The following is a 24,790-nucleotide window of genomic DNA, read 5'->3' on the forward strand; positions in this document are numbered from 1 at the left end:
GACAGCTGTTCCCGCGTGTGACCCGGATGCGTGCCGATGCCCTGATGCTGTGACAGGCTGAAGGGGTGACTGTCGTACCTCCTTCCGCTGGTGAGCCCCGCCGCCCCGATGGACCCCGGAACCCGGGTGACGCCTGGGTGGTCGCCCCGTCGGGGGAGAAGTACTGGGGGCGTTTCGGAGCAGCGGGCCTGCTCGCATTCGACGCCGAGCGCGGAATCCTGCTGCAGCACCGCGTCTCCTGGAGTCACTTCGGCGGCACGTGGGGACTGCCCGGCGGTGCGATGCATGAGGGTGAGAGCGCGATCGTGGGCGCTGTGCGTGAGGCGCAGGAGGAGGCGGGGGTGCCCGATGGGTCCGTGCGGCCTCGGTTCACCAGCGTGCTCGATCTCGACGTGTGGTCGTACACGACCGTCATCGCTGATGTGGTGCGACCGTTCGAACCCGTGATCAGTGACCCTGAGAGCGTGGCGCTCGAGTGGGTGCCGGTCGATGAGGTCGACTCGCGACCTCTGCACCCCGGTTTCGGCAGTGCATGGCCGGCTCTCCGCGCGCTGCTCGAGGTTCGTCCGTCGCTCGTCGTCGATGCTGCGAACGTGGTCGGCTCCGTGCCCGACGGATGGTGGAAGGATCGCGCGGCGGCGGCAACCCGACTGTCTACGCGACTCGACGGTCTCGTCATGCCTGGGGCGGACCTCGGGCTCGACGGAACGCTCTGGTTCCCTGAAATCGCGCTTGTCGTCGAAGGGCAAGCGCGCGGGATCTCCGCACCGTCGCCGTCATCCGCTGGTGTTGGTGCTGGTGGTGCAGGTACAGATGCGATGGCCCCCGAACTGCTCCCCGCAGGAGGAGTTTCTGTTGTACGGGCTGAGGCTGCGGGAGACGATGCGATCGTTGCGGAGGTCGAGCGTCGATCGCGGGCGGGACAGTATGTCGTCGCCGTCACGAGCGACCGCGAGCTGCAGGACCGCGTCGTCCGGGCGGGCGCAGCACAGGTGCGCTCAGCCGGCTGGCTGCTGGGGGTGCTGCCGCAACAGCTGTGATGGCTTCAACTGTGATGGCTTCAGCTGTGATGCTTCAGCCGTGAAGGCACCGGGCGTGATGACTCCAGCCGAGTGCGTCGCATAGATCAGACGAACATGACCCGTCGACGAGGTGGGTCGACGTAATCTCTGCCGAGCGGGCTGGTCCAGGTGATGCTCCCATCGGGAGCCTGACGCGCCGTCCACCGATGCCGCTCGTCGATGTCGGGATGTTTGAGCGAATGATGCGTCGTGCAGAAGTGACTGAGGTTGTCGATGCGCGTTCGTCCGCCGCGAGCGTGGTCGTGGTTGTGGTCGATCTCGCAGCGGTGCACCGGCATCCGGCATCCGGGGAACCGGCAGTGTTCGTCTCGCGCTCGAAGGAAGCGTCGCATCTGCTCTGTGGGGGAGTAGGAGTCGGTCTCTGTCACGAGGCCGGTCGCGTCGAGGAACAGGCGGGACCATCCGCTACAGCGCCCCGCGAGTCCGCGCGCGACATCGGGATCGAGGGGTCCGTGCCCGTCGAGCTCGGCAGGTCGGTCGTCCTCTCCGGCGAGGGTGCTCGCAGCGACCGTGACCTGAATGCGGGCCGATATGTTCCTGAGTCCTGTGCCGTTCGCTTCGCTCGGATCAGTGGAGAGCAGCAGATCGGACAGCAGATCGGCGCGGATCTGATCGAACGTGCGAGTATCGCCGGAAAGATGCTCGATGTCGGGACTCGTCGGATCGGTCATCGGGTCGATCAGGCCGGCAAGCGGATCGGTGACGAATGTACCGTCAGCAGCGATCACTCCGGCGTCGAAGTAGGAGTCGTAGCGGGGGTCTTCGGGGGAGAGATCGGAGAGCCACAGAGAGTCCTCGGAGGCATCGTCGAGCGGCGCGAGGATCGGCTCCCGCTCCTCGCGGGTGCGGTCGATGTGTCGCGCCATCTGCGTGAGTCGATCGGAGATCGCCACGGCGACCCACTCGGGCAGGATCGCCGTGAGCGCAGCCAGGCCGTCGCCGACCGACCTGACGGTGATGCAGCGTTCGCTCGCCGCGCGCCGCTGGGTCTCGACGACGGTCTGGCCCACGAGGCGGGCGGCGACCTTGCGCGCGTGGGGCTTGGTGCGTGACGCGGTGTCTTGCTCGGCGACGACGAGCACTGCGGCCTCGTAGAGACCCATCGTCGCTGCTTCCACGCGTCCGTCGCGGATGGCGTCCGCGACGATCTCGCTGGCACGCACGATCTCGCGGACATGGTGGGCGGTGATCGAGCCGGCCGCAAAGGAGGCGAAGACGGCAGGCAAGGCTCGTGACAGGGTGCGCGCGTCGGTGAAGGCGTATTCGATCGAGCCCTTCGGGATATGCCCCGCCGCGGCGTACTCCGCGATCATCGAGCGGTAGATCGCGTCGCGGTGGTGGGGACTCTCGGAGACGTCCGCATCGTGCACGCGGATTCGCTCGACGAGGAGCGCGTACGACTTCGCTTCAAGGGCCGCGATCTGATGCCTCGTGGCGACCCACTCGTCGAGCAGGCGGCCGCGCTCCTCGAGGTCGAGGTCGAGATCGGTGCGCTGAGCCATGCCCTCAGTTTAGAAGATATGTTCGACTATGCCCAGTGTCAGCCGTGGAATATGCCGTCATCCTCATATCCTCGACCGCGCAGCTTGTCGATGTCGCGGCGCTCGCGTTTGGTGGGTCGCCCTGCGCCCCGATCACGCAGTCCGAGAGCGGCCTGAGGCTCGCGCTCGGGCGTGCGATCCTCATAGGCGAGCGCCGCGACCGGCGCGCCGACGCGCTTGACGAGGAGTTGGCGAACGATGAGGATCCGATCGAAACCTGCGATCCGCACACGCAACTCGTCGCCGATGCGCACGTGCTGAGCGGCCTTGACCTTGTCGCCGTTCACGCGCACATGCCCGGCGCGGCATGCGGTCGTGGCGGCCGAGCGTGTCTTGTAGACGCGGATCGCCCAGAGCCAGCTGTCGACCCGTGCGGCATCGGCCATCAGGCGGCTCGCTTTCTCAGTGCGATCAGTGCAGCCAGGGCGCCGGCGATGATCAAGCCCTGTCCGATCGCGTAGGCGGCCATGATGGCCGGGCTGCCCCAGGCGGGGAGCGATTGGGGAAGGAAGAGTCGGAGAGCCAGCAGTGTGTCGCTCGCGAGGAAGAAGGCACCGCCGATCGTGACGAGCGGAGGGCACCGAGTGGAGAACGCCGCCGTGGCACCGAGAACGAGTCCGTAAGCGGCGACCGCGAACAGCAGTCCGCCGGTGTGTGGTCCCACGAAAGCCACCATGGCCACCCACCATCCGGCGTAGACGAGCGCCCACCACGGCATTCGACGCTGCGCGAAGTGACGGATGAAGAGAGCGATGTATGCCAGATGTGCGATGCCGAAGAACATCAGCATCAGCGGCACTTCCGGCGCGCCGGGGAAGAGCGCGCCGACGCTGTCGCCGAGCCACGAGAACGCGAGGGCCGCGAGAATCAGAGCCTGTGCGGTGCGCTCCTGGATCCGACGCAGCGACACCAGCACCGGCACAGCGAGCAGGGGCATGAGCAGCAGCTTGGTCGGACCGGCCGCGGGGCTTTCGAGGCTCAGCAGCACCACGTGGGTCACCGAAACCGCGATGTAGGGCAGAAAGGCCCACAGAAGCGGATCAGGCTGGGGGCGGCGCTGCATCTCCCCATCGTAGGGCGGGATCGAGCGGCGCCCGCCTCGCTCAGGACTCGACGGTGACCTGAGTGATCTGACCATCGGTGCCGAGGTGCACCGCTGGCCAGTACCCCTCGGGGAAGTGCTGGCCGCAGGTGTCGATGAGGTGGAGCACGACGGTGCCGTCGGCTGAGGCCTCGAGTGTCTCGAGGCTGAGGTCGGATGCCGCGTCGTCGAGCTCGTGCTGCTCGGGGGCGACGTTGCTGAAGGCGGCCACGACGGCATCCGTGGCCAGACGTCGCAGAACGCCGAGGGCTGCGATCGTCTCATGCACGTGGGGCAGCAGAGCGGCCGCCTCATCGGCGTCGGTCCCTTCGATCATGAGATCCAGGGGAGCACCATTGACGACCGTGCCGCCCGCGTACCAGTCGTGGGTCAGCACGGTTCCATCAGACAGCTCGGTCGTCGCGCGCGTGAGAGTGCCCAGTTCGGGGTCTTCGATGGTCGGGTGCTCGTCGCTCATGTCACCCACGCTAGCGGTCGCTCATGGTCTGAGCGCCGAGCCGCGGGATTCGAGATGTTCGCGGAGGATGCGGATGGCTTTCGGGCCCACTCCGTGAATCGCGAGCAGTGCGCTCTCGGACATTCCGTCGAACTGCTCGAGACGGGTGAGTCCCTGAAGAGCCAGCTCTCTGCGAGCGACTCTGCCCATGGATGCCGGCAGCTCTGTCTCTTCGGTCACGCGGAGAGCTCCAATGCCACGAGGGTTCGTCCCGGCTTCATCTCGGCTCTCTCTTCGAAGCCGGCGGCCAGGAACGTGGTGACCATGCCGTGGAAGAGGTCGTTCGAGCGCTTCTTCTCGCCGCGGGTGTCGACGGGATAGCCCTCGATGAGTCGGGCTCCCGAGGTTCGTGCGAAATCGACGGCGGCGCGCAGCAGTTCGAGGTTGAGGCCGGAGCCTCGGTGTTCGCGACGGACCACGAAGCACGTCACCGCCCATACCGAGTCGTCGTCGAAAGGCTCGGCGGATGCTGCCGCGATCATGCGCGTGCGCGGCACCCGCTGCTGTTTTGTGCGCGGCCCGATCCGGATCCACCCGGCGGCGTCGCCGTCGACATAGGCGATCGGGCCAGGGGGAGGGCCCGCGTCGATCTCATCGCGCAACATCTCGGTGCGCTGCGGCGTGGTCGTCTCATTCCAGTCCTTGTTGCTCAGCATCGGCCAGATGCACTGGCAACTGGCGCCGTCGCCGCCGCCGGTGAGCGCATGCTGAACGTCGCCCCACCGGGCGGTCGTCGCCACCTCTGTCGTGATCGTCGCCATGCAGGTGACGGTACGCCGTGCCTCCGACACCACGCAACGCCCGGCGCTCACCCGGTTCGCGAAGGGCGGGAAAGTGGGGCTAAGATAGGGGAGTTGCCTGCGCGAGAGTGCAGAACAACGGGCTGTGGCGCAGCTTGGTAGCGCACTTGACTGGGGGTCAAGGGGTCGCAGGTTCAAATCCTGTCAGCCCGACCACAAAGCCCCGGAGAACCGCAGAGCTACGCGGAACTCCGGGGCTTTTCTCATGCCCGGCCCAGTGGCCAGGAACGCACTACCGTGCGATGTCGACACGTCAACCCCCTCTCCGGCAACGGACGAACGGCATACCGTCGCCTCATCACCGACAGAGGAGATGCAATGAGCGATCTGCAGAACACGCACGGAACCACCGACGCCCACGAAGAGCCCGACACCGCATCGGGTGGAGCGCCCGACGACTCGACGTCCAAGAGCACGGACGAGATCCTCGAAGACGAGACCACCGACGAAGACGGCGCGCCTCTCGAGAACCCGTCGGGCGGCTGAAACGGCCACTCCCTGAAGCGCGAAGACCCCCACCCGGCGCTGTGCCGGTGGGGGTCTTCGTCGCGAGCGGCGGGTCTTTCGACCTAGGCGGTGCGCACCGTCAGCATCCGCCACCCGTCCGGTACTTTCGCCTCGAGAGATGCCATATCGTCAGCCTCGATCTCCTGCACGCCGTCGACGCGGGTGAACGTGCCGGTCGCCTCCATCTTCGCCACGCCCTTCAGCATCCGCACGGGCGCCGACGCCAGTTCGAAACCGGGCTTGCGGTGCTGTTCGAGCTCGACGAGCACCTCGGCGAGAGTCGTTCCGATGACGTCTGCGGTGCTGGTCTCGACGGGACGGATCAGAGCGATGAGCATGAGGCCAGCCTATGGCGCGGCGGTCGCTGAGCCGGGGTACCGCTCCGCAGGGGCATCAACTGAACGTCGTCGCAAGCGGAGGAAGGTGCGGGATCGTGATCGGCGCCGTCGACCGGCTCGGCGGGTTGTGGAACCTCTGCAGGTCGCTGAGTACATCTTCAGGCGACATGTACGAGCTCGCCAGGGGAAGATTGCGCAACCAGAGCACATCGACCTCTACGGCATCCACCTGGTAGATGCAGGCGACGGTCTGACGTGCATCGTGTGGCTCGTACCTGTGGTCGACGATCAGCCACTCGGTCTCCGTCACCCTGCGGAGCTCGAACCTCGGATCGGGCATCGCGGACATCTCAACACTCCAATCAGTCGTATTCGCCATCGGCCGACAGGGGAGCGCTCCATGATCTGGCGATGACGTCACCGTCTGATCGACGGGCGCCCTCTGCCTGCCAGAGTTCATCAGAATTATAAGAACAGACCGGTATATCGCTCAAGAGGACCGTGAACCGATGCAGCAGACGCACTGCCGCGGGCGCACTTCGGGCTCGCCTCAAGAGGTGAGTCCGGAAGTGGTTGCCCTCTCGAGTCATCCAACCCCATTTGGATCACTCGAGAGGGCTCACCGTCCGTCCCGGACGGTAGGGGAGGCGGCGAAGACTTTCGCTGCTCTCTCGACTGATATATCCCCAGATGTTCAGCCGGTAGCCCCCGCTACTTTCAGCAGAATATCGCTTAATCCTCTTGTCCGCCATTTGGGGGACAAAGAAATCTACGAATGTTTCTTCCAAGACTGGGGCTTGCCGTGAGAACGTCCACTCATAGAGTGGGTTCATGGACAGAAAGCTCGTGCTGAACGCGCACCTCGCCATCGCTCGCGGGCACCGTATCGAGGTCATGGAGCGCGTCGACGAGCTGACCGGGGAGTCCCTGATCCTGTCCGTCAGCGACCTCGACACCGGCATCCGGTATCGCCGCGTCGAAGAGCCGCGGGGCGAGCTCGTCCGGTGGTGGGGTCGTGTCCTCGACTGCACGGTGACGATCGGCGGCCACTCGTCGCTCACGACTCTCACCGTCGATGCCGAAGGTAACGGTTCGGGCGCGACGAGTGCCAGGGCGGCCCTGTACGGCGCCGATGCGGCGGTCGACGCGGCGAAGGCCGAAGCGGACCGCTGGGGCGGTGGCGATCGTGTGCCTGAGCCTGAGCCTGAACGCTTCTGGTGACCCGCTCAGCGGAAGTCCCTCGATCGATGCGTCACTCCGGTGCGGAGGTCTTCGAATGCGTCCGCGAGGACGTTCACGACCCCCTCTGCTGAGCGCTCGAGAATGCCGCGGATGATCAGAGCAGGAGAATCCCGCGCCACACGATGATAACGACCCCACACCCCCGTCGAGCAGATGACGTTGACGAGGCCGTTCTCGTCTTCGAGGTTCAAGAAGGTGACACCTGCTGCGGTCGCCGGACGCTGACGGTGAGTCACGAGGCCCGCGACCTCGATGCGCCTGCCGGTCTCATGGCTCTGAAGATCGGAGGAGGTGAGCACGCCTCGCTCGCGCAGGAGTCCGCGGAAGTGCGCCATCGGATGGTCGTCGGTCGAGACGCCGGTCGCCCAGAGGTCCGCGGAGAGTCGTTCGTAGCTGGACTGATCACTGAACAGCGGCGGTTGCACGGCGATCGCCGTGCCGGGAAGGAACCGTGAACGACCCTCGGCGGCTGCCCCGGACAGCCAGATTGCCTCTCTGCGCTGCAGCCCGAGGCACTCGAATGCGCCGGCGGTCGCCAGGGACTCGAGTTGTGCGGCGGTGGCGTCTGTACGCCTCACCAGGTCGTTCAGATCACGGAACGGACCGGCGGCCTCGCGTTCGGCGACGATCCTCTCCGCCAGCGGTGTGCCGATGCCGCGCACGCCGCTGAGCCCCATGCGCACCGCATAGGCGCCGTCCCTGCGGTGCGCCGCCGACTCGTCGGGCTGGGACCGGTCGAAGCGCGGCACTCGAGGCTGCAGCGGATCGCCGCACGCGTCCAGCCCTGTCGGCATCCGCAGCGGTGCGCCCTCGAGAGGCTCGAGGGTCTCGGTGACGCCTGAGGCGTGCAGATCGGGTCGGCGCACCTCCACGCCATGTCGGCGAGCATCTGCGGTGAGCGTCGAGGCGGAGTAGAAGCCCATCGGCTGCGACCGGAGCAGTCCGGCGAGGAACGCCGCCGGATAGTGCAGCTTGAGCCAGGAGCTCGCATAGACGAGGAGCGCGAAGGACAACGAGTGCGACTCCGCGAATCCGAAGTTCGAGAACGCCTGGATCTGCGCGTAGATGCGATCCGACTGCTCGGCGGAGAGCCCGCGCCTGGACATGCCCGCGTAGAGCTTGTCGCGCACCTTCTCGATCTTCTCGAGCCCGCGCTTGGATCCCATCGCACGTCTGAGCAGATCGGCCTCGTCGGCGGTGCAGTCGCCGATGGCCGTCGCCATCTGGATCAGCTGCTCCTGGAAGATCGGGATGCCCAGCGTCCGCTCGAGGATCGGCCGGAGGTCATCATGCGGATACGGGATATCGAGCACCACGGGTTCTTCTCCACGAGCGGCTCTGGCGCGGTTCTCTTCGTCGAGCGCATCCTTGGCCATCTTTCGGCGGACGAACGGATGCACGGCGCCGCCCTGGATGGGCCCGGGGCGGATGAGCGCGATCTGGATGGCGAGGTCGTAGAACGCGCGTGGCTGCAGGCGGGGGAGCAGGCCGATCTGAGCGCGGGATTCGACCTGGAACACCCCTATCGAATCAGCGCGGCAGAGCATGTCGTAGACGGCTGGCTCTTCTTTCGGAAGAGTCTCGAGCGTCCATCGCTCACCCGTGGCGTCGTCGATGAGATCGAAGCAGTGCTGGAGCGCTGCCAGCATGCCGAGCCCGAGGAGGTCGAACTTCACCAGCCCCATCCACGCGGCGTCGTCTTTGTCCCACTGGATCACGGTGCGGTTCTCCATGCGAGCATGCTCGACGGGGACGACCTCGCCGACGGGGCGTGCCGTGAGCACCATGCCACCCGAGTGGATGCCGAGGTGCCGCGGAGCCTTCAGGAGCTCGCCCGCGTACTCGAGCACGTTCGCGGGGATGTCATGCTCGTCAGCCACCTCGAGACCGGTGCTCCACCCGTCGACCTGCCTGGACCAGGCGTCCTGCTGCCCGGGGGAGAAGCCGAGAGCCCTCGCCATGTCGCGCACCGCGTTCTTCGGACGGTACTGGATGACGTTCGCCACCTGTGCCGCGCGCTCTCTTCCGTACTCGCGGTAGACCCACTGGATGATCTCCTCCCGGCGATCGGAGTCGAAGTCCACATCGATGTCGGGCTCTTCCTGACGGGTCGTCGCAAGGAACCGCTCGAAGGGCAGACGGTAGAGGATCGGGTCGACGGCGGTGATGCCGAGCAGATAGCAGACGGCGCTCGCCGCGGCGGAACCACGTCCCTGACACAGGATGCCGCGACGGCGCGCCTCTGTGACGATGCCGTGCACGATGAGGAAGTAGCCGGGGAAGTCCTTCTCTTCGATGACGTCGAGCTCGCGCCCGATCCGGCGGTGGCCGTCGGCATCGAGGTGCGGATACTTCGTCGGCACGGCCTCCCACACCAGGTGGCGCAGCCAGCTCATGGGGGTGTGGCCGTCCGGCACCTCCTGCTTCGGCAAGGCCGGTCGCGCTCGGCGGAGAGAGAAGGCCGACGCTGCGGCGAGCTCGAGACCGTAGGAGATCGCGCCGGGGTGGCGCCGGAAGCGCGCCGACATCTCTGCACCGCTGCGCAGATGTGCTCCTCCGTGGGTCGGCAGCCAGCCGTCGAGCTCGTCCATGCTGCGCACGGCACGCACAGCGGCGACCGCCTCGGCGAGTGATGCGCGTTCGGGAGCGGCATAGTGCACGTTGTTCGTCGCCACCACCGGCAGCCGCATCCGTCTGGCGAGATCGGCGAGAGCGTCGTTGCGACGGGTGTCCTGCGGGTCGCCGTGGTCGAAGAGCTCGACGGCGACGTGATCCTGGCCGAACAGATCGACCAGGCGGCGCAGCGGCGTCTGTGCGTCTCCGGCTTCGAGCCCACGACGGACACCGCCCTTGCGGCATCCGGTGAGGATCGTCCAGTGCCCGTCGGCGGTGGCCGCCAGCTCATCGAGGTCGTACACGGGGCGGCCCTTCTCTCCGCCGCGCAGGTGAGCAGCCGTCATGGCTCCGGAGAGACGGTGATAGCCCTCCAGGCCGTCGGCGAGCACCAGAAGATGGTCGCCGACGGGGTCGGGGGTGCCCCGCTGCGGTGCGTCGAGACCGAGCGAGAGCTCGGCACCGTACACAGTCTGGACACTCACATCCATCAGCTCTGCGACCTCGGCGAAGCGGGCCGCCCCGTAGAAGCCGTCGTGGTCGGTGAGTGCCAGCGCGGTGAGCCCCAGGCGCTCGGCCTCGGCGAGCAGGTCCTCCGGTGAGGAGGCGCCGTCGAGGAACGAGTACGACGAATGCGCGTGTAGCTCGGCATAGGGGACGGCATCCTCAGGCCGATGTACGGAGGTCGGGGGATTCCGCTTGCGCTTGGTGCTGACGGGCCCTGGGTCCGGCCGGCTGCCGGGTGGCATGCCTCCGGTCGGGTAGGGCGATTCCTCGCCGCTGAGAGTGCGCTCCAGTTCGTTCCAGGACAGGGGAGGATTGTGCCAGCCCATCAGCGGTACCTCCCCTCGGCCCACCAGCGATCTCCGGTGCAGAAGACGAGCCAGGCCCGATCATGGTCGTCGATGATCTGCAGGCGATGCCCCTTCTTGCCGCCGGAGGCTTCCCATCGGCGTTCATGGATCGGCCACGGGCCCGCCCAGGCCTGCACATCGTCGCCGTCGATACGAGCGGGCACCGCCGAGAGAGACCCGCGGTCGTCGACGAGGACGGTCTCGCCGTCGGGGGAGAGCACTCCGATGGGGCGAGGCGGACGGAACACCTCGGCGGGAAGAGGATCAGGAAGGCTTCCCGGCCAGGGGTGCCCGGGATCTCTGGGGGCGACGGCGCGTTCGCCCCACGGAGTGAGCACCTGTCGATCGGCGAGCCAGCGCCCGCCGGAGAGGGCGGCGGTGACGACGCCCTCGTGGCCGAGCATCGTCTGCACGCGGGAGATCGCGTGGTGCAGACGCTCATCCGTGCCCGACCCGAAGAGTCCGGGCTGGTGATGTGCGGCATCATCGACTGCCACGGGGATGATGCGCGCCAGTGCTATTCCGCCGAACGCGCGAGCCTCATCGATCGGCTCCTTCGCAGACTCCGCTCCCAGCGCCTCGAGCTGCCAGCGCACCCGGTCGACGAGGTCAGCGGCATCGAAGCAGGTCGGATGGAGCCAGGGGCGGGAGAACACCTTGCCGTCGTCGTCGATCAGGTCGATGCGGACCTCTGTGCACACCACCGAGGCTTCGCCGAGAGCGAGCATGACCGCATCGGCCGTCTGCCGCACTGCGAAGGCCACCTGATCGGCTCCCGCGAGCGGCGGTTCGAACTCGACTGAGCGCACGAGTTCGGGGTCGGGCGGTCGTGCCACCACGGCGCGGGAATCGGCGCCGGCGGCGAGGGAGTGCAGGCGGGCGCCGCGCTCGCCGAAGCGATCGCGCACCTCGATCTCGTCGAGGGCGGCGAAGTCGCCGAGCGTGCGCACGCCGAGCCGGACGAGCAGACCGGTGAGCTGTTCGTCTCGCAGCACCCCCACGGGGAGCGGGGCGAGGAAGTCCTTCGCGAGACCGGCGGGCACGACGGTGCACGGGGCGTTTCCTCTGGCGGCGAGCTCTGCCGTGAAGGGGCCATCGGCGATGCCGACGCGCACCTCGGGGAAGCCCGCCTCGGTGAGGACGTCGATGAGGGCCTGCCCCGCTTCGGCCTCGCCGTCGTGGTAGCGGGAGATGCCCCGTGCACGCACCGCCGCGAGTCCTGGGCGCAGCAGCGCGGCGCCGGGGGCGTGCTTCTCGATGAGCTGCAGCACCGGAAGGAAGGCTCTCTCGTCTCGGGCGGCGTCGTGCGGCAGCACGCGCAGCGATGAGATGTGCCCCTGAGCGACACGGCGGCGCTGGCCGGCACGCACGCCGTGCTTCCTCGCCGAAGCGGTGCATGCGACGACGGTGTTCGCATGCACCAGCGCCGTCGGAGGATGAGGCGGTGGCCCGCCCAGGGCGGCGCGCAACGGCCAATCGGGAAGCCACAGGACGAGGACCCGCAGCGGAGCAGCGGTCATCCGGCCACCGCCAGGCGCGGGTACTCGTGCGGAGCGGACTCGCCGCCGCGCAGACCGGGCAGCGTCGTCATCTCAGCCATGGTCTCGACGGCGATGTGCTCGGCGGGCAGCTCTTCGACCGCGCCGTGGGCGCCGGGAAGGCGTACACGCACGCTCGACGACAGCGGACTGTGCCGCGTGCGGGCCGACACCGTCGCCGTGGAACCTTCGATCAGTCCCCACCCCTCACCGACGCCGAGCCAGTGCTGGTCGTGCAGTCGGATGGAACCCTCGCTCTGCGGCCAGGCGCCGGACGCTGCCGACTCGGTGATCAGCAGGGTGCTCCCGCGGTCTCGCAGGCGTGCGCTCAGTCGTGACACATCAGCATCGCGTGCCCGGCCTCCCGGCTGTACGGCGATCAGCGGAACCACCTCAGCGAGCGCAGAGGTCACGGCGAGCCAGCGGTCTCCCGGCTCGGGGACGAGGATCAGTCGGGGCAGCTCGATTCCGAACGCCGCTGCGGCTTCGACGCCCAGGGTGGGCATGCCCACCACCGCGCACCAGTGGCCCTTGCGCGACGCCGCAGCGAGCAGCGCGAGGACGAGGCTGGGCGAGGGCGAGACGGTGTAAGTCGCTCCCGTCTGCAGCCCCTCTTCGGGGAGCAGGGAGGCGAAGGCGGGGTCGAGGGGGAGCAGCGGATGCTCGCTGCGTCGGCGCTGCATGCGGCTGATCTCCCGGCGCAGCCGAAGAACTTCTCCGGCGCGGGAGTCGCCAGCCGGAGAGAGCGCGGTCACCGCATCGAGCCCGATCCCCATGAACCCATCCTCGAAGATATGTACTAATAAAGCAACTGGAGTAGATGACGATAGTTCGAACCTCCGACATCGGGGTGGGAGGTTATCCACACGCCGTCCTCGCCGGCATCCGCCTTCTCCTAGCCTTCGGGCATGGATCTCCGCACCGTGGCCGTCGTGACCGTCCATCTCGCGCTGTTCGTGATCGCCTGCCGACTCGTCGTCATCGACATCGGCACCCATCGACTGCCGAACCGGATCGTGCTCCCCACCCTCGCGGCACTCGTCGTCCTCGGGGGCGTCGACGCCATCGTCACGGGTGAGAGCACTGCGATGATCAGAGCCGCAGGAGGGATGCTGATCCTCGGCGGCTTCTATGCGGCGCTCCGTCTGCTCAGCCGCGAGGGCATGGGCGGAGGCGACGTCAAGCTCGCCGCCCTCATCGGCCTGGTCCTCGGGTGGCACAGCTGGCAGGCGCTCGCCGTGGGAGCAGCATCGGCCTTCGTCCTGGGGGCGCTGTTCGCCGTGTCGCTGATGATGCTCCGCAGGGCGGACGGCTCGACACGCATCGCCTTCGGGCCGTGGATGGTCCTGGGCGCGCTGCTCGGCATCGTCATGCGATGAGCCTCATCCGCGGTGACGGGGATAGGGTGAGCACATGGCACTCGCACGACTTCACGGCGGCCCGCTGGACGGGCAGATCATTCCTCTCGGCGACGCGGACGACAAACTGATCGTCCCCTACAGCGAGACCCAGGTGGTGTACAACCGGCGCGGCGACGCGCAGAACACCGGAGACACCGACGGTCCCACCGAGATCGACTACTGGTACGACGAAGCCCTCGAGGAGATCAACCCATCGGATGACTGAGCACCACCACGCTCCGCAGTCCGGCTCCGAACCCTCCAGGGTCGTCGAGGTCGAGCGCAAGTACGACGTCGACGACGCCACTCCGCTTCCGGCGTGGGCGGGGATTCCCGGAGTGGATGCCGTGTCGTCCGGTGAGGTGCGCGAACTCGACGCACGCTACTTCGACACCGCAGACGCCGAGCTCTCCCGCTCGGGGGTTGCTCTTCGCCGCCGCACGGGCGGCCCCGATGCCGGTTGGCATATCAAGGGACCGCGTGAGGGCGACGGCCGCCTCGAGATCGGATGGCCGCTGGGTGATGACGACAGGATCCCGGATGCGGTGACCGCGACCGTCTCGCGATGGGCGACGGGACCGCTGACTCCCCTCGCCCGGATCGAGAACTCCCGGACGGCGTTTCTGCTCACCGGAGCCGCCGGAGTGGTCGCCGAGTTCGTCGACGATCGCGTTCGCGCGACCGACCTCAGACACGACGTGCAGCGTGAATGGCGCGAGTGGGAGTTCGAGCTCGGGCCCGCTGCTCCCGCCGATGCGACGGGGCGAGCCGCACTGTTCGAGGCAGTGGAGACGGTGATCTTCGCCGTCGGGGGTCGCGATGCGTCATCCGGCTCCAAGCTCGCCCGCGCTCTGGGTTTCTGACTCCCCGCGCAAGCCCCTTCCCCGCAGACGCGGGGTCATGCTTGAGTGACAGACATGACCCGCTCCGCCGTACTCCGCTCGCTGCGGACGATCGTTCCAGACACCGTCATCGAGCAGCATGAGGTGCGCGACATCTTCGCCTCGCAGCCCGACGTCGGGCGCCTCGCGCAGCGGATCATCGGAGCATCCTTCAACGGATCCGGAATCGACACCCGTCACACCGTCATCGAGGAGCTCTCGCCAACGACGAGCACCGATGAGGCGCTCTTCTTCGATCGGGAGTCCGGCCTGCTGCAGTCTCCGGGAACGGCTGCGCGCAACGACGTCTACATACGGGAGGCCTCGCGTCTCTTCGTCGAGGTGGCGCGCAGCGCTCTGGACGCGGACCCTGACATCGTCGCCGCCGACGTCACGCACGTCATCACGGCATCGTGCACGGGGTTCCATGCGCCCGGCCCCGAGTACGAGATCGTGCGGGGGCTGGGCCTCTCCGACAGCGTGCAGCGCTATCACCTCGGGTTCATGGGGTGTTACGCCTCACTGCCCGCGCTTCGAGCGGCGAGCCAGTTCTGCGCGGCCGATCCCACCGCGGTGGTACTCGTGGTCAGCGTCGAGCTGTGCACCGTGCACCTCCGCTCGTCGGAGGACCCTGATCTCATCGTCGCCAACTCGCTCTTCGCGGATGGCGCGGCCGCGGGAATCGTCACCGCGCGCGACCTCGCGACGCCCGTGCCGGCCGTCCGTCTCGACGGCTTCCACACGGCGATCGCCGCCGAGGGTGAGAAGGACATGGCCTGGACCATCGGCGACCACGGTTTCGAGATGATCCTGTCGACCAAGGTGCCGCAGATCATCGGCGAGACCATCATCGGCGCCGTCCGTCCGCTCTACGCCCGCGAGGGCGAACTCGCGGCCGCATTCGACGAGGGGCGAGTGGGGGAGCGCGTGGAGCACTGGGCGATCCACCCTGGCGGACGCAGCATCCTCGACCGCGTGCAGGAGCGACTGCAGTTGAGCGACGCGCAGTTGCACCCGGCGCGGGAGACGCTGCGCGAGAACGGCAACATGTCGAGCGCGACGGTGCTCTTCGTGATCAAGCGGATCCTCGACGACGGCGCGACCGAGGGGTCTCGGGTCGCCGCCATGGCGTTCGGCCCGGGTCTGACCGCCGAGAGTGCGCTGATGACGGTCACCACCGGCGTCTCGTGAGACACGACCTGTCGATGCGTGCCACAGAGGCGCGCGAGCTCATGGACGATCCGGATGCCGACATCGGGATGCTGGAGCAGACGTACAGGCGCTTCCGTCTCGTGAACGCGCTCGTCTCGCGCCCCGGGCTGCTCCATCGCCGCGAGATCCTGCCGCGCGCCCGCCGCGGTCCCCTCCGCATCCTGGACATCGGTGCGGGTGGCGGAGATGTGTGCCGGATGATCGCGGCGCGCTTGCGGCGAGCCGGGCTGGATGCCGAGATCACGGCGCTCGATGCCGACGAGCGGGCGATCCGCTGGGCTGCGGATCACGACGACGGAGCCGGCATCCGATATCGCTGCGCCTTCGCGGCAGAGCTCGTGGCGGAGGGGGAGCAGTTCGACGTGGTCTTCTCGAATCACCTGCTGCATCACCTCACGGGGGCGGAGCTCGACGGCCTGCTGCACGACTCCGCGGCGCTCGTCGGCGTCGGCGGAATCGTGGTGCACCGGGACATCGCCCGCACTCGAGTCGCCTATGCGCTGTACGACGCCGCGACCTGGGCCTTGTCGGGCACTCTGTTCCGCGGCTCGTTCATCCGGGAGGACGGCCTCATCAGCATCCGTCGCTCGTATACGCGGAGAGAACTGGCCTCTCTCGTGCCGTCGGGGTGGACCGTGCGCTTCGGCCTGCCCTCACGGCTGGAACTGCGCCGAGAGCCCGAGTCGGCGTCATGACGCACGAAGGCCCGACACGCGTGAGCGTATCGGGCCTTCGAGAACCGATCGTCTGATCAGAAGTTGATCATGTGACCTGCGAGGCCGTGGAAGCCCTCCTGCAGCGCCTCCGACAGCGTCGGGTGGGTGTGCACGTTGCGCGCCAGTTCGAGAGCGGTGAGGTCCCACTTCTGGGCCAGCGTCAGCTCGGGCAGAAGCTCGGAGACGTCCGGACCGATCATGTGGGCGCCGATGAGCTCGAGGTGCTCGGCGTCGGCGATCAGCTTGACGAATCCGACCGGCTCGCCCAGACCGTGCGCCTTGCCGTTGGCCATGAACGGGAAGGTCGCGACCTTGATCTCGCGCCCCTCGTCCTTCGCCTGCTGCTCGGTGAGGCCGAACGAGGCGACCTGCGGCGAGCAGAACGTCGCACGAGGCATCATGCGGTAGTCGCCGAGCGTCTGGGTCTCTGCTCCGCCGATGGTCTCGGCAGCGACGACGCCCTGTGCCTCGGCGACGTGGGCGAGCTGCAGCTTGGCGGTCACGTCTCCGATCGCGTAGATGCCCTCGACGTTGGTGCGCATGTGGTCGTCGATGTCGATCGCGCCGCGCTCGGTGAGCTTGACGCCGGTGGCCTCGAGGCCGAAGCCCTCGATGTTGGGAGCGAAGCCGACCGACATGAGCACCTTGTCGGCCTCGATCGAGCTCTGCTGCCCGTCCTTGCCGGTGTACGACACGGTCACGGAGGAGCCGTTGTCGACCACGGACTCGACCTTGGTGGAGGTGAGGATGTCGACGCCGTAGTTCTTGTACTGCTTCGCGATCTCCTTCGACACATCGGCATCCTCGTTGGGAAGCGCGCGGTCGAGGAACTCGATGATCGTGACCTTGACGCCGTAGTTGGTCATCACATAGGCGAATTCCATGCCGATGGCGCCGGCTCCGACAATGACGATCGACTTCGGGAGCTCACGGCTGAGGATCTGCTCCTCGTAGGTCACGACGTTGTCACTGAGCTGCACGCCCGGCAGCAGTCGGACCTTCGAGCCGGTCGCGATGATCGCGTTGTCGAAGGTGACCTCTTCGGTCGAGCCGTCGGACTTTGCGACAGAGATCGCCTTCGGACCCGTGAAGGTGCCGCGACCGTCGTACTCGGTCACCTTGTTCTTCTTCATCAGGAAGTGGATGCCCTTGACGCGGCCGTCGGCGACGACGCGGCTGCGGTCGAACGCCTTGCCGTAGTCGATCGTGAACTCACCCGAGATGCCGAAGAAGTCGGCCTTGTGGTTGAGCGTGTGCGCGAGCTCCGCGTTCTTCAGGAGAGCCTTGGAGGGGATGCAGCCCACGTTGAGGCACACACCGCCCCAGTACTTCTCTTCGATGATGGCGGTGGACAGACCGAGCTGCGCGCTGCGAACCGCAGCGACGTATCCGCCAGGACCTGCACCGAGGATGACGACATCGTAGTGTGGCATGCCTTAAGCCTATCGCTCTGATGGGGCGTCGGAATCGGTGGAATCCGGGGCACGGCGACTGCGGGCCACGAGCCAGACGACGATGCCGGCGATCACGAGCACTCCGGCGATCGCGAGCACCCAGATCAGAGCCGCGGAGGCGGACGAATCGTCATTCGTGGGCGCGGGCGTGGCGTCGCTACCGGGGTCTGCGGTCGCAACAGGAGAGGGCGCGGCCGTGGCGGTGTCGGTGGGGTCGGCGCTCGGTTCTGCTGTCGGGGCGACCTCGGAACTGTTCGCGACCGTGAAGTCGAACTTGTTGGAGGTCGGGTGGCCGTCGCTGGACACGACCTTCCAGGTCACGGTGTAGACGCCGGCGGGGGCCTCCGTGGCGAGCTGCTGCGTCACGATCGCGCCCTCCACGGTGGCGGCGCCCTCGGCGACGGAGTTGCCCGCGGGATCCGTCACGACCACCTCGGTCGCGCCGGTCTCGTCGATCAGCTTCGCGCTGAAGGTGAGCGTCAGCTCGGCAGGGAGGGTGTCGACGGTGCTGTCGGCCTCGGGGGAGGATGCGAGCAGGCTGTCGTGGGCTGAGGCGGAGAGAGGCGCGAAAAGCACCAGGAACGCGGTCAGAAGGGCTGCGGCGAGTGCGACCGGAGCTGCGGGGAGGCGGCGGGCTGTGGTTTTCACATCCTCAGCTTATGAAGTGTCGGTATGCGATGCCTGAGTGTGAAGCGAGCTCCCGCGAGGGGCGTCGGATCAGTTAGTCTGGACGCTTAGGAGGGCATAGTGACAGACAGCCAGAATCGATCGGGCGGAGACGCCGCGATCCACCGTCCCGGCGAGCAGAGGCACGACGTGACGCAGACGTTCGGGCACGACTCGGACCTCTCCTTCGTGCCTTTCGGCGTGGAGCTCACCGACGTGGAGCAGGGCGCCATCGCTGCCCTCCCCTCCGGTTCCGCACTGCTTCTGGTGCGCTCCGGAGCTCTTGCGGGGGCCCGCTACCTGCTCGACACCGATGTGACGACCGTGGGTCGCCACCCCGAGGCCGACATCTTCTTCGACGACGTGACCGTCTCGCGCCGCCATGCAGAGGTGACTCGCAACGGCTCGACGTTCGAGATCATCGACCAGCGCTCGCTCAACGGCACGTACGTCAACGGCGAGCGGGTCGACCGCAGCGCACTGGTCGACGGCACCGAGCTTCGCGTCGGCAAGTTCCGGTTGAACTTCTTCGTCTCTCCCGTCGATCGCGTCGCGGCGATCGACTGATGGCGGCTTCTCCCGCCCGCGAACGCTCGGCGTCCGCGGGCCTTCTGAGCATCGGTCAGGTGCTCGCTCGGCTCACGCCGGAGTTCCCGGAGCTCACCTCCAGCAAGCTCCGCTTCCTGGAGGTGCAGGGGATCGTCAGCCCGTCACGCACGGAGTCGGGCTATCGCAAGTTCTCTCAGGCTGACATCGAGCGACTGCGCCTCGGTCTCACACTGCAGCGCGACCACTACCTCCCTCTCAGCATCATCCGAGAGCAGCTCGACGACGCTGAGGCGAACGGCGACTCCGCCGCGCTCGCGCCGCCGCCGTCCATCGCGCCGGCACCTCGTCGCTACCGCCGCGGTGAGCTGCTGTCGGCAGCCGGGGCTGGCCCGCAGCTTCTCAACGATGCGATCAGCACCGGTGTCATCGTCGCCCAGGAGAGCTACCCCGAGTCGACCGTCACCCTGCTGCGCGGCCTGGTCGCGCTCGACCGTCACGGCATCGAACCACGCCACCTGCGATCGCTGCGGCAGGGCGCTGAGCGCGAGGTCGCGCTGATCGAGTCCGCCATGTCGTCGCTGCTCCGTCGCACAGACGCCGCGTCGCGTGCGAAGGCGAGTGACATGGCGCCCAACCTCGCCGCGAAGATCGACGAAGTGCGCTCGCTCTTCGTCAAGGACGCACTCACCAGGTTGCTTTCGTAACGAACTGATTGCGACACACCTTCGGCGTCCCACGGATGTCATTGCCGGTGCCGGAGGGCTGCTCTAGCGTGGAGGTAACAGCTCCAGGGAGGATTTCAAATGAATGCGGACGAGCGTGCAGGCGACCCGCGGTTCGTGCCAGAACTCCTCTTCACCGACGGCCTGCCGGCGATGGACGACGAGGTCGGCTACCGCGGCGCGGTGGCGGCGCGTGCAGCGGGCATCACCTACCGTCAGCTGGACTACTGGGCACGCACCGAACTCGTGGAGCCCACGGTGCGAGGTGCCAGCGGCTCCGGCTCGCAGCGCCTCTACGGCTTCCGCGACATCCTCGTGCTCAAGCTCGTCAAGAGCCTGCTCGACACCGGGATCTCTCTGCAGCAGATCCGTACGGCGGTCGAAGAGCTTCGCCGCGCCGGCATCCGCGATCTCGCGGGAACGACCCTGATGAGCGACGGCGCGTCCGTCTACCTGTGCACGTCGAACGACGAGGTCATCGACCTGGTCAGTCGCGGTCAGGGTGTGTTCGGCATCGCCGTGGGCAAGGTGCTGCGCGAGGTGGAGTCGACCCTCGTGGAGTTCGATGCCACATCACCCGACCCGATCGACGAGCTCTCGGCACGCCGAACCAAGCGTTCCGCCTGATCCTCCGCGGCTCAGCCCGCCGCCCCCTCCACACGAAGAAACGGCCACCCTCGCGAGAGGATGGCCGTTCTGCTGTCTGCGGTGAGTCAGGCCTGAGGCCCGGAATCAGCGACCTGGATGCGGCCGGTACGGATGATCCGATCGAGCAGCTGGTCGAAGTCCGACGCGAGCTCCTGAGCTGAGTCGCCCGGCCAGATGTGCAGCGGCTTGGCGGCTCCCTGAGCCTGCTGCAGCGACGTGCGCTCGGGAAGCTGAGGGGAGAGGACGAGGGGGCCGAACATGTCGCGCAGTTCCTTGATGCGGAACTGGTGCTCGATGGACTGGGGGCGCACGCGGTTGACGACGATTCCCAGCGGCTGCAGACGGGGGGAGAGGCCCCGACGGATCTCCTCGATCGCGCGCAGCGCGCGGTCAGCGGCGGCGACGGAGAACAGACCGGGTTCGGTGACGACCATCACGCGGTCGCTCGCAGCCCAGGCGGTGCGGGTGAGGGCGTTCAGCGACGGGGCGCAGTCGACGAGGACCAGGTCGTAGTCGGCTTCGACGGAGGCCAGGGCCTCCTCGAGCTTCCACACGTCGCGCACGCTCGGGTGCGGGCCGTCGAAGTTGATCGCAGAAGGGCTGCCGATCAGCACGTCGATGGTTCCGGGGTGCACCTTCGCCCAGCCGCTGGAGGTGATCGCCTGACGGACGACCTTCTCCTTCGGGTTGGCCAGGACATCGGCGATGTTGAGCCGACCGGCCACCTGGATGTCCATTCCCGTGGACACATCGGACTGAGGGTCGAGGTCGACGACGAGTGTTCGGACACCACGGGCGAAGGCCGCTGAGGCCAGGCCGAGGGTCACTGTCGTCTTGCCGACGCCTCCCTTGAGAGAGCTGACGCTGAGTACGTGCACGAACACCACGTTACCTTCCCCTAGGCTGGGTGCACACTCAGCCCCGCCCCATGCGCGCCGATCAGAAGTGCGCATCGAGCTTCCAGAGGTGTGCATGTTCCAGAAGATCCTTGTGGCGAACCGCGGCGAGATCGCGATCCGCGCCTTCCGTGCGGCATTCGAAGTCGGGGCGAGGACAGTCGCCGTCTTCCCGCATGAGGACCGCGGCTCCGTCCACCGGCTCAAGGCCGATGAGGCCTACGAGATCGGCGAGCGGGGGCATCCGGTCCGCGCATACCTGGACGTCGACGAGATCATCCGTGTCGCGAAGGATGCGGGAGCGGATGCGATCTACCCCGGGTACGGCTTCCTGTCGGAGAATCCCGAGCTCGCCGAGAAGGCTGCGGCCAACGGCATCGTCTTCATCGGGCCTCCCTCGAAGGTGCTCGAGATGGCGGGGAACAAGGTCGAGGCCAAGCGCCACGCCATCGAGGCAGGGGTTCCCGTGCTCCGCTCGACCGAGGCATCCGCTGACGTCGACGCGCTCGTGGCCCAGGCCCCGGAGATCGGCTTCCCGCTGTTCGCCAAGGCCGTGGCCGGCGGTGGCGGCCGTGGCATGCGCCGGGTCGAGTCGGCGGCGGAACTCGCACCGGCACTGGCAGAAGCCATGCGTGAAGCGGAGAGCGCCTTCGGCGACCCGCGGATGTTCCTCGAGCAGGCCGTCCTTCGTCCCCGGCACATCGAGGTGCAGATCCTCGCGGACAAGACCGGCGAGACCGTGCACCTGTTCGAACGCGACTGCTCGGTCCAGCGTCGACACCAGAAGGTCGTCGAGATCGCACCGGCGCCCAATCTCGACGACAGCATCCGCACCGCGCTGCACGGATACGCGGTCGCGTTCGCGCGATCCATCGGATACGAGAACGCGGGAACGGTCGAGTTCCTGCTCGAGACCGCCGGGGAGCGCACGGGCGAGGTCGTCTTCATCGAGATGAACCCGCGCATCCAGGTCGAGCACACCGTCACCGAAGAGGTGACCGACGTCGATCTCGTGCAGAGTCAGATGCGCATCGCTGCGGGCCAGACGCTCGCGGAGCTGGGACTGGAGCAGCACAGACTGCAGGTGCGTGGCGCAGCACTGCAATGCCGCATCACCACGGAGGATCCGACTCAGGGGTTCCGTCCCGACACAGGCAAGATCACCACCTACCGCTCGCCGGGTGGCGCCGGCATCCGTCTCGACGGCGGAACCGTGCATCAGGGCGCGCAGATCAGTCCGCACTTCGACTCGATGCTCGCCAAGCTGACCTGCCGTGGGCGCGACTACCCTGCGGCAGTGGCGCGCGCTCGGCGGGCGCTGGCGGAGTTCCGCATTCGCGGCGTCTCGACCAACATCCCGTTCCTGCAGGCGCTTCTGGAGGATGACGCGTTCATCGCCGGCGACGTGAGCACGTCCTTCATCGACGAGCGCCCGGATCTTCTCCGTGGTCGCGAGTCGAAGGACCGTGGCACCCGCATCCTCAACTGGCTGGTCGATGTCACGGTCAACAAGCCCCACGGAGTCCACCCCGGTTCCCTGGATCCGGCTGCCAAGCTCCCGGTCGTCGACCTCGCCTCAACCCCGATCGCCGGGTCGCGACAGCGGCTGCGCGAGCTGGGACCGGAGGGCTTCGCCCAGAGCCTGCGTGCGCAGAGCGCTCTCGCGATCACTGACACGACCTTCCGCGATGCGCACCAGTCCCTGCTCGCGACACGAGTGCGCACGAAAGACCTCGTCGCAGCCGCACCGCACATCGCGCGACTGACGCCGGAGCTGCTCTCGGTGGAGGCCTGGGGAGGAGCGACCTACGATGTCGCACTGCGGTTCCTCGGCGAAGACCCCTGGGAGCGTCTCGACAAGCTGCGGGCTGCGCTTCCGAACGTCGCGATCCAGATGCTCCTGCGTGGACGCAACACCGTGGGATACACGCCCTACCCGACTGCCGTGACCGAGGCCTTCGTGCAGGAGGCCGCGGCGAGCGGTGTCGACATCTTCAGGATCTTCGATGCACTCAACGACGTCGAGCAGATGCGTCCGGCGATCGAGGCTGTTCGCCGCACGGGCACGTCGGTCGCCGAGGTGGCGCTCTGCTACACCGGTGACCTGCTGAACCCTGCCGAGGATCTCTACACGCTCGACTACTACCTGAACCTCGCGGACCAGATCGTCGAGGCCGGCGCGCACATCATCGCGATCAAGGACATGGCGGGGCTTCTGCGCCCCGCGGCGGCGGCGAAGCTCGTCGCCGCACTGCGCGAGCGCTTCGACCTGCCCGTGCACCTGCACACGCACGACACCCCGGGCGGGCAGCTCGCCACCCTGCTCGCGGCGAGCGCCGCAGGAGTGGATGCGGTCGACGCGGCATCTGCCCCGCTCTCGGGCACGACCAGCCAGCCTTCTCTCTCGTCGCTCGTCGCGGCGCTCGCGCACACGGACCGCGACAGCGGCATCTCGCTCGACAGCGTCTCGGACCTCGAGCCGTACTGGGAGGCGGTCCGCCGGATGTATGCCCCGTTCGAGTCCGGGCTCCCCGGGCCCACCGGGCGGGTCTACCACCACGAGATCCCGGGCGGCCAACTCTCGAACCTCCGTCAGCAGGCGAAGGCGCTCGGTCTCGCAGACCACTTCGAGCTGATCGAAGACATGTACGCCGCGGCCGATCGAATCCTCGGCCGCGTTCCCAAGGTGACGCCCTCGTCGAAGGTGGTCGGCGACCTGGCCCTGCACCTGGCAGCGGTCAAGGCCGACCCCGCTGATTTCGAGGCGAACCCCGAGAAGTACGACGTGCCCGACTCGGTCGTCGGATTCATGGCCGGCGAGCTCGGCGACCTCCCGGGTGGATGGCCCGAGCCGTTCCGCACGAAGGTGCTGGCGGGGCGTTCGGTGCGCACCGGCATGACCGAGATCTCCGCCGACGACGAGGCAGCGCTGGCGGGGGACAGTGCGACCCGTCGTGCGCGGCTCAACACGCTGCTGTTCCCTGCCCCCATGCGCGAGTTCACCGAGAATCGTGAACTGTTCGGCGATCTCTCGGTACTCGACACCGCTGACTACCTCTACGGGCTCGTCCAGGGCCAGGAGCACGTCGTCGAGATCGATCGTGGCGTCCAGCTCTACGTGGGTCTCGAAGCCATCGGCGACGCGGACGACAAGGGTATGCGCACCGTCATGACGACCCTCAACGGTCAGCTGCGCCCGGTGTTCGTGCGGGACAGGTCGGTGGCGGTCGACGTGCACGAGATCGAGAAAGCCGACACCTCGATGCCCGGTCAGGTGGCCGCACCGTTCTCCGGCGTCGTGACTCTGAAAGCAGACGTCGGTGACTCGGTGCGCGCCGGTGAGCCGGTCGCGTCCATCGAGGCGATGAAGATGGAGGCGGCCATCACCGCCCCCGTCGATGGCGTCGTGGAGCGCCTTGCGATCGGCGCTACGCAGCAGGTCGAGGCCGGGGATCTTTTGGTCGTCATCCGCCCCGCGCACTAATCTTGTGCGGGCGAGGCCGCGTTCGACGCAACGCACCCGAGGCCCGCAC

26 protein-coding genes and 1 tRNA gene are annotated in these 24,790 nt (G+C 67.6%); 13 read left to right on the plus strand and 14 right to left on the minus strand.

Features of this window, described 5'->3' with window-relative positions:
• Window positions 1–65 precede the first annotated feature (65 nt).
• On the plus strand, window positions 66–1,040 hold the full coding sequence (locus QMA07_RS11325) for an NUDIX domain-containing protein (protein ID WP_290161908.1): 975 nt from the start codon (window positions 66–68) through the stop codon (window positions 1,038–1,040).
• 86 nt (window positions 1,041–1,126) lie between these two features.
• On the opposite strand, the gene QMA07_RS11330 is transcribed toward QMA07_RS11325, so the two are convergent.
• Genes QMA07_RS11330 through QMA07_RS11355 form a run of 6 tightly spaced genes read right to left on the minus strand, consistent with a single transcriptional unit; the run spans window position 1,127 to window position 4,982 of the window.
• A complete protein-coding gene (locus tag QMA07_RS11330) occupies window positions 1,127–2,584 on the minus strand; it encodes an HNH endonuclease signature motif containing protein (protein WP_290161910.1) in 1,458 nt (485 codons plus the stop codon).
• Between the two features lie 38 nt (window positions 2,585–2,622).
• Complete coding sequence (locus QMA07_RS11335) at window positions 2,623–3,009, minus strand: RNA-binding S4 domain-containing protein (RefSeq protein WP_290161912.1); 387 nt, start codon at window positions 3,007–3,009, stop codon at window positions 2,623–2,625.
• Entirely contained in the window at window positions 3,009–3,686 is a 678-nt protein-coding gene (locus QMA07_RS11340; protein WP_290161914.1) for a lysoplasmalogenase family protein, read from the minus strand. The genes QMA07_RS11335 and QMA07_RS11340 overlap by 1 nt, the downstream gene beginning before the upstream one ends.
• 40 nt (window positions 3,687–3,726) lie before the next feature.
• Window positions 3,727–4,182, minus strand: coding sequence for a hypothetical protein (locus QMA07_RS11345; RefSeq protein ID WP_290161916.1), 456 nt, complete (start codon window positions 4,180–4,182; stop codon window positions 3,727–3,729).
• Window positions 4,183–4,203: 21 nt separating this feature from the next.
• Window positions 4,204–4,401 carry a hypothetical protein gene (locus QMA07_RS11350; RefSeq protein WP_290161918.1) on the minus strand — a complete coding sequence of 66 codons (198 nt, stop codon included), beginning with the start codon at window positions 4,399–4,401 and terminating at the stop codon, window positions 4,204–4,206.
• Entirely contained in the window at window positions 4,398–4,982 is a 585-nt protein-coding gene (locus tag QMA07_RS11355; RefSeq protein WP_290161920.1) for a GNAT family N-acetyltransferase, read from the minus strand. The genes QMA07_RS11350 and QMA07_RS11355 overlap by 4 nt, the downstream gene beginning before the upstream one ends.
• Window positions 4,983–5,100: 118 nt before the next feature.
• Here QMA07_RS11355 and QMA07_RS11360 point away from each other — a divergent pair.
• Together QMA07_RS11360 and QMA07_RS11365 are read left to right on the plus strand one after the other, a co-directional pair.
• Window positions 5,101–5,177, plus strand: a tRNA-Pro gene (locus tag QMA07_RS11360).
• Window positions 5,178–5,339: 162 nt separating this feature from the next.
• On the plus strand, window positions 5,340–5,507 hold the full coding sequence (locus tag QMA07_RS11365) for a hypothetical protein (RefSeq protein WP_290161922.1): 168 nt from the start codon (window positions 5,340–5,342) through the stop codon (window positions 5,505–5,507).
• 83 nt (window positions 5,508–5,590) lie between these two features.
• On the opposite strand, the gene QMA07_RS11370 is transcribed toward QMA07_RS11365, so the two are convergent.
• On the minus strand, window positions 5,591–5,866 hold the full coding sequence (locus QMA07_RS11370; protein ID WP_290161924.1) for a hypothetical protein: 276 nt from the start codon (window positions 5,864–5,866) through the stop codon (window positions 5,591–5,593).
• Window positions 5,867–5,921: 55 nt separating this feature from the next.
• Window positions 5,922–6,206: a hypothetical protein gene (locus QMA07_RS11375; protein ID WP_290161926.1), complete on the minus strand. Its 285-nt coding sequence runs from the start codon at window positions 6,204–6,206 to the stop codon at window positions 5,922–5,924.
• A gap of 491 nt (window positions 6,207–6,697) precedes the next feature.
• On the opposite strand from QMA07_RS11375, the gene QMA07_RS11380 reads away from it, so the two are divergent.
• Window positions 6,698–7,087 carry a hypothetical protein gene (locus tag QMA07_RS11380; RefSeq protein WP_290161928.1) on the plus strand — a complete coding sequence of 130 codons (390 nt, stop codon included), beginning with the start codon at window positions 6,698–6,700 and terminating at the stop codon, window positions 7,085–7,087.
• Between the two features lie 5 nt (window positions 7,088–7,092).
• On the opposite strand, the gene QMA07_RS11385 is transcribed toward QMA07_RS11380, so the two are convergent.
• From QMA07_RS11385 to QMA07_RS11395, 3 genes are read right to left on the minus strand one after another with little or no spacing between them, the layout of a single operon-like run.
• Window positions 7,093–10,554: an error-prone DNA polymerase gene (locus tag QMA07_RS11385; RefSeq protein WP_290161930.1), complete on the minus strand. Its 3,462-nt coding sequence runs from the start codon at window positions 10,552–10,554 to the stop codon at window positions 7,093–7,095.
• Window positions 10,554–12,095 (minus strand): DNA polymerase Y family protein, encoded by a 1,542-nt coding sequence (locus QMA07_RS11390; protein WP_290161932.1) that lies wholly within the window; start codon window positions 12,093–12,095, stop codon window positions 10,554–10,556. The genes QMA07_RS11385 and QMA07_RS11390 overlap by 1 nt, the downstream gene beginning before the upstream one ends.
• A complete protein-coding gene (locus QMA07_RS11395) occupies window positions 12,092–12,889 on the minus strand; it encodes a hypothetical protein (protein ID WP_290161934.1) in 798 nt (265 codons plus the stop codon). Before QMA07_RS11395 ends, QMA07_RS11390 begins: the two co-directional genes overlap by 4 nt.
• A gap of 132 nt (window positions 12,890–13,021) precedes the next feature.
• On the opposite strand from QMA07_RS11395, the gene QMA07_RS11400 reads away from it, so the two are divergent.
• The 5 genes from QMA07_RS11400 to QMA07_RS11420 are packed head-to-tail and all read left to right on the plus strand — an operon-like array spanning window position 13,022 to window position 16,301.
• Complete coding sequence (locus QMA07_RS11400) at window positions 13,022–13,492, plus strand: A24 family peptidase (RefSeq protein ID WP_290161936.1); 471 nt, start codon at window positions 13,022–13,024, stop codon at window positions 13,490–13,492.
• A gap of 34 nt (window positions 13,493–13,526) precedes the next feature.
• Window positions 13,527–13,739, plus strand: a complete 213-nt coding sequence (locus QMA07_RS11405; RefSeq protein WP_290161938.1) for a response regulator — start codon at window positions 13,527–13,529, stop codon at window positions 13,737–13,739.
• On the plus strand, window positions 13,732–14,376 hold the full coding sequence (locus tag QMA07_RS11410) for a CYTH domain-containing protein (protein WP_290161940.1): 645 nt from the start codon (window positions 13,732–13,734) through the stop codon (window positions 14,374–14,376). Before QMA07_RS11405 ends, QMA07_RS11410 begins: the two co-directional genes overlap by 8 nt.
• Window positions 14,377–14,430: 54 nt before the next feature.
• The gene (locus tag QMA07_RS11415) at window positions 14,431–15,585 is read left to right on the plus strand and encodes a type III polyketide synthase (protein ID WP_290161942.1); all 1,155 of its coding nucleotides are present in this window, start codon (window positions 14,431–14,433) and stop codon (window positions 15,583–15,585) included.
• Window positions 15,582–16,301: a methyltransferase domain-containing protein gene (locus QMA07_RS11420; RefSeq protein WP_290161943.1), complete on the plus strand. Its 720-nt coding sequence runs from the start codon at window positions 15,582–15,584 to the stop codon at window positions 16,299–16,301. The genes QMA07_RS11415 and QMA07_RS11420 overlap by 4 nt, the downstream gene beginning before the upstream one ends.
• Before the next feature lie 56 nt (window positions 16,302–16,357).
• On the opposite strand, the gene lpdA is transcribed toward QMA07_RS11420, so the two are convergent.
• Together lpdA and QMA07_RS11430 are read right to left on the minus strand one after the other, a co-directional pair.
• On the minus strand, window positions 16,358–17,755 hold the full coding sequence (gene lpdA / locus QMA07_RS11425; protein WP_053096802.1) for a dihydrolipoyl dehydrogenase: 1,398 nt from the start codon (window positions 17,753–17,755) through the stop codon (window positions 16,358–16,360).
• Between the two features lie 9 nt (window positions 17,756–17,764).
• Window positions 17,765–18,424 (minus strand): copper resistance CopC family protein, encoded by a 660-nt coding sequence (locus tag QMA07_RS11430; protein WP_290161944.1) that lies wholly within the window; start codon window positions 18,422–18,424, stop codon window positions 17,765–17,767.
• A 99-nt stretch (window positions 18,425–18,523) separates the two neighbouring features.
• Here QMA07_RS11430 and QMA07_RS11435 point away from each other — a divergent pair, with 99 nt between their 5' ends.
• The 3 genes from QMA07_RS11435 to QMA07_RS11445 all read left to right on the plus strand — a co-directional run bounded on the left by QMA07_RS11435 (window position 18,524) and on the right by QMA07_RS11445 (window position 20,340).
• Window positions 18,524–19,009, plus strand: a complete 486-nt coding sequence (locus tag QMA07_RS11435; RefSeq protein ID WP_140037456.1) for an FHA domain-containing protein — start codon at window positions 18,524–18,526, stop codon at window positions 19,007–19,009.
• Entirely contained in the window at window positions 19,009–19,695 is a 687-nt protein-coding gene (locus tag QMA07_RS11440) for a MerR family transcriptional regulator (RefSeq protein WP_290161947.1), read from the plus strand. Before QMA07_RS11435 ends, QMA07_RS11440 begins: the two co-directional genes overlap by 1 nt.
• Before the next feature lie 99 nt (window positions 19,696–19,794).
• A complete protein-coding gene (locus tag QMA07_RS11445; protein WP_290161949.1) occupies window positions 19,795–20,340 on the plus strand; it encodes a MerR family transcriptional regulator in 546 nt (181 codons plus the stop codon).
• Window positions 20,341–20,426: 86 nt separating this feature from the next.
• Here QMA07_RS11445 and QMA07_RS11450 read toward each other — a convergent pair whose 3' ends face one another.
• Window positions 20,427–21,239, minus strand: coding sequence for a ParA family protein (locus tag QMA07_RS11450; protein WP_290161951.1), 813 nt, complete (start codon window positions 21,237–21,239; stop codon window positions 20,427–20,429).
• Between the two features lie 94 nt (window positions 21,240–21,333).
• On the opposite strand from QMA07_RS11450, the gene QMA07_RS11455 reads away from it, so the two are divergent.
• Entirely contained in the window at window positions 21,334–24,741 is a 3,408-nt protein-coding gene (locus tag QMA07_RS11455) for a pyruvate carboxylase (protein WP_290161953.1), read from the plus strand.
• Window positions 24,742–24,790 lie beyond the last annotated feature (49 nt).

This window comes from Microbacterium sp. APC 3901, assembly GCF_030407765.1.
Classification (GTDB): domain Bacteria; phylum Actinomycetota; class Actinomycetes; order Actinomycetales; family Microbacteriaceae; genus Microbacterium.

Excerpts from the sequence above, each read along its gene's own strand:
- QMA07_RS11330 (WP_290161910.1), bottom strand. The coding sequence starts at position 2,584 with ATGGCTCAGCGCACCGATCTCGACCTCGACCTCGAGGAGCGCGGCCGC.
- QMA07_RS11335 (WP_290161912.1), bottom strand. The coding sequence starts at position 3,009 with ATGGCCGATGCCGCACGGGTCGACAGCTGGCTCTGGGCGATCCGCGTC.
- QMA07_RS11340 (WP_290161914.1), bottom strand. The coding sequence starts at position 3,686 with ATGCAGCGCCGCCCCCAGCCTGATCCGCTTCTGTGGGCCTTTCTGCCC.
- QMA07_RS11345 (WP_290161916.1), bottom strand. The coding sequence starts at position 4,182 with ATGAGCGACGAGCACCCGACCATCGAAGACCCCGAACTGGGCACTCTC.
- QMA07_RS11355 (WP_290161920.1), bottom strand. The coding sequence starts at position 4,982 with ATGGCGACGATCACGACAGAGGTGGCGACGACCGCCCGGTGGGGCGAC.
- QMA07_RS11365 (WP_290161922.1), top strand. The coding sequence starts at position 5,340 with ATGAGCGATCTGCAGAACACGCACGGAACCACCGACGCCCACGAAGAG.
- QMA07_RS11370 (WP_290161924.1), bottom strand. The coding sequence starts at position 5,866 with ATGCTCATCGCTCTGATCCGTCCCGTCGAGACCAGCACCGCAGACGTC.
- QMA07_RS11375 (WP_290161926.1), bottom strand. The coding sequence starts at position 6,206 with ATGCCCGATCCGAGGTTCGAGCTCCGCAGGGTGACGGAGACCGAGTGG.
- QMA07_RS11380 (WP_290161928.1), top strand. The coding sequence starts at position 6,698 with ATGGACAGAAAGCTCGTGCTGAACGCGCACCTCGCCATCGCTCGCGGG.
- QMA07_RS11385 (WP_290161930.1), bottom strand. The coding sequence starts at position 10,554 with ATGGGCTGGCACAATCCTCCCCTGTCCTGGAACGAACTGGAGCGCACT.
- QMA07_RS11390 (WP_290161932.1), bottom strand. The coding sequence starts at position 12,095 with ATGACCGCTGCTCCGCTGCGGGTCCTCGTCCTGTGGCTTCCCGATTGG.
- QMA07_RS11395 (WP_290161934.1), bottom strand. The coding sequence starts at position 12,889 with ATGGGGATCGGGCTCGATGCGGTGACCGCGCTCTCTCCGGCTGGCGAC.
- QMA07_RS11400 (WP_290161936.1), top strand. The coding sequence starts at position 13,022 with ATGGATCTCCGCACCGTGGCCGTCGTGACCGTCCATCTCGCGCTGTTC.
- QMA07_RS11405 (WP_290161938.1), top strand. The coding sequence starts at position 13,527 with ATGGCACTCGCACGACTTCACGGCGGCCCGCTGGACGGGCAGATCATT.
- QMA07_RS11410 (WP_290161940.1), top strand. The coding sequence starts at position 13,732 with ATGACTGAGCACCACCACGCTCCGCAGTCCGGCTCCGAACCCTCCAGG.
- QMA07_RS11415 (WP_290161942.1), top strand. The coding sequence starts at position 14,431 with ATGACCCGCTCCGCCGTACTCCGCTCGCTGCGGACGATCGTTCCAGAC.
- lpdA (WP_053096802.1), bottom strand. The coding sequence starts at position 17,755 with ATGCCACACTACGATGTCGTCATCCTCGGTGCAGGTCCTGGCGGATAC.
- QMA07_RS11440 (WP_290161947.1), top strand. The coding sequence starts at position 19,009 with ATGGCGGCTTCTCCCGCCCGCGAACGCTCGGCGTCCGCGGGCCTTCTG.
- QMA07_RS11445 (WP_290161949.1), top strand. The coding sequence starts at position 19,795 with ATGAATGCGGACGAGCGTGCAGGCGACCCGCGGTTCGTGCCAGAACTC.
- QMA07_RS11455 (WP_290161953.1), top strand. The coding sequence starts at position 21,334 with ATGTTCCAGAAGATCCTTGTGGCGAACCGCGGCGAGATCGCGATCCGC.